This window comes from Methylobacterium sp. E-041, from assembly GCF_022829665.1.
Classification (GTDB): Bacteria; Pseudomonadota; Alphaproteobacteria; order Rhizobiales; family Beijerinckiaceae; genus Methylobacterium.
The window spans coordinates 1-2,507 of record NZ_JAKSYQ010000222.1 but is presented as its reverse complement, the minus strand read 5'-3'; the positions used below and the strand labels follow the sequence as shown (position 1 = coordinate 2,507).

General features: G+C 69.8%; 2 protein-coding genes and 1 pseudogene. 1 reads left to right on the top strand and 2 read right to left on the bottom strand.

The window, feature by feature from the left end; all coding sequences use genetic code 11:
* Nucleotides 1-167 precede the first annotated feature (167 nt).
* Nucleotides 168-833 (top strand): GGDEF domain-containing protein, encoded by a 666-nt coding sequence (locus tag MKK70_RS20385; protein WP_313899102.1) that lies wholly within the window; start codon nt 168-170, stop codon nt 831-833.
* 164 nt (nt 834-997) lie between these two features.
* Here the strand turns inward: MKK70_RS20385 and MKK70_RS20380 are convergent, their stop codons facing one another.
* Nucleotides 998-2,137 carry a DUF5666 domain-containing protein gene (locus MKK70_RS20380; RefSeq protein ID WP_279603738.1) on the bottom strand — a complete coding sequence of 380 codons (1,140 nt, stop codon included), beginning with the start codon at nt 2,135-2,137 and terminating at the stop codon, nt 998-1,000.
* Nucleotides 2,138-2,268: 131 nt separating this feature from the next.
* Nucleotides 2,269-2,507: pseudogene (locus tag MKK70_RS20375) on the bottom strand (hypothetical protein); the annotation flags it as partial.

Here is a 2,507-nt window from a genome sequence, read left to right as displayed (position 1 = left end):
CAGAAGAGCTCGACCATGGACCGTCATGCGGGCATGCTGATGGGTGTTCATCCGGGGCGCTCGGTCAGGGTTGGTTGGCTTCGCAACCCCAGCCTCTCACCCCCGCCCCGGGTGAACAACCTTCATAGCTTCGACACCTAGATGAAGAAACCGGAAAGGTCGTCCGCATCCTGACGATCTGCCAGAACATCACCACGACGAAGCGTCTCGCTAAAGCGGCCTTCAAGGATGGGTTGACGGGGCTTCCGAACCGACGTGGCTTTGAGGCGATCGTCGCCGATCCCTATGAAGAAGCGGCCCACTCGCACGTCACCTTCTCCCTCGTCGTGGTCGACATCAACGACCTCAAGGAGATCAACGACACCTACGGGCACGGCGCCGGGGACGAAGCGATCCGCTTCATGGGTACGTGGCTGACGAGCCTGCTCCTGCCCGGCGAAAACGTCGCGCGCGTCGGGGGCGACGAATTCTACATGCTCCTCGAAGAGACCACACCGGAGGGGCTCGCGCACCGTCTCGCACAACTACGTCGGGCTGTGGCGGCCGAACTGAGACCACCAGATAGGCCCTTCCGACTGTCCGTTTCGGCTGGCGGTTCCGTCTGGCGATGCGGCGACGCCGTCACGTCGACCCTGTCGGCCGCGGACGCCGCAATGTATGCCGAGAAAAGCAACTATCGCCGAACGCGTTTACCAGTCCTATCACGGCGGGCCTGGGCTTCGTTCAGTTGGAGCTTCCAGATCGCGGGATGGGCTGTCGGCGAGCCTGGTCCACTCGACCTGTCTGAGTTCGACCGACATCTGATGCGGCTGCGCGTTGGATACAGTTTCTGATCACGATTGGATCAAGGGCTCCCCGAACGCCGACGGTCGTTCGGCCTTCATGGTCGACGCGCGTCGAACGTCGACGCGTTCGATCCTGCGACATCCTTCGGCGAGTCGGGGGCGTGCGTTGAGATCGAGCCCGCCGGGACCTTCGGGGCGTCGCCACGGCGTGGTCAACGACCCCGTCCGAAGCCCCCCGGGCCGCCGAATCCGGCCCCGGGCGAGACGCCGGGCCCACCGCCGCCGGGCCCACCGCCGCCCCCGGGGGCGGCCGGTGCACCGCCTCCGGGGAGTGATCCATTGCCGGGAATGCCGCCGGGGCTCGGCCGCGTATCGATCACGGGGGTACGCGTATCGATCCCTCCGGGCGTCCTCGCCCTGTCACTAGACGCCGCGCCGAAGTTGCCGCGCGGCTCGCCGGGCAAACCACGCATATCCAGGTGATCGCGCTCGCGATCGAAGCGGGGCGCCCCGTCGCTCGGGCCGCCCCGCGGATCCCGCGGTGCGATCCGATCCTCCACCCGCAGTCGCTCCACGGTGAGCGCGCCGTCCCGCGTCACGTCCGCGGTGAGGACAACTCGCACGCTTCCCCGCCGCGGCACCGACGCCCCCGCCCTCCCGGACACCGCAAGGCCCGAGCCGAGATCGAGCCCGGCGCCGGCCCGTCCCACATACGCCTCGATCGACGCACGACGCAGGCCCGGCGGGAACGCGAGGCCGGCAGCGTTCGTCACCCGCAGCTCGCCGTCCGCCGTGTTGCCGATGATCGTGGCACGCCGCCCTGCCGGCAGCATCTCGGCGCCCGCGAGCCGGAGACTGCCGATCATCGACGTTCCGTCGGCGCCTCGGCGCACAGGGCCGGCGACACGCTCGGGGCCGCCTGGGCGAGGCTCGATCAGGCTTGCGATGATGACCCCGTCCGGACGGCGCAGGCCGCTCACCGCCACGCGCGCACCGGGCCGCCAGTCCCCCGGCACGCCCGTCGTCTTGACGCGCTGCCCCAACACCGTGAGCCGGCCAGGCTCCGCGCGCTCGACGGTCCCGACCACCTCGCTCGTCACGTCGATCCGTCGCGTTCTGAACCCGCCATTCTCGGGACGGGCCACCACGCGCACGACGTGCCCGACCTTGAGATCAGAGATCTTGCCCGGCTCGCCGTCCACCAGGACGCCGACGTCGTCCGGGTAGGCGATATGCAGGCCGTTGACCAGGATGGAGCCGAAGCCGCGGATCGTGCCGATCACGCCGGTGCCGCCGATGCCGCGGTCGCCTTCCCCCGGGAAACCCTCGCGCGGCTCGTCCGTACGCTTCATGCCCGTGCCGCCGATCCCTTGGTCGCGCAGGGCGTCCTGGGATCGGGCTGCACCGGGCAGCAGGGCGCTGGCACCCGCGAGCAAGCGCAGAGCGAGCCGGCGAGTCGGGAATGCACGCACCTTGCGAACCCTCAGCGTCCGTCCGCCGACGGTTCCGCCGGCCGGGTGGGCGACGCCGGTGGGAAGGCCTGTTCGGCGTAGACGTAGAGACCGAAGTTCCAGCGGTGGAGGCCGCCGGGATCGGTGGCGCAGGCGGCGTGGGCCTCGCGGTTGGCCTGGGTCAGCGCCTCCATCGCGATCTCCTTGGCGCGCGCCTCCAGCCGCCGCGCCAGATCCTCCGACAGCCCGTCGTAATGCACCGCGCGCTCGA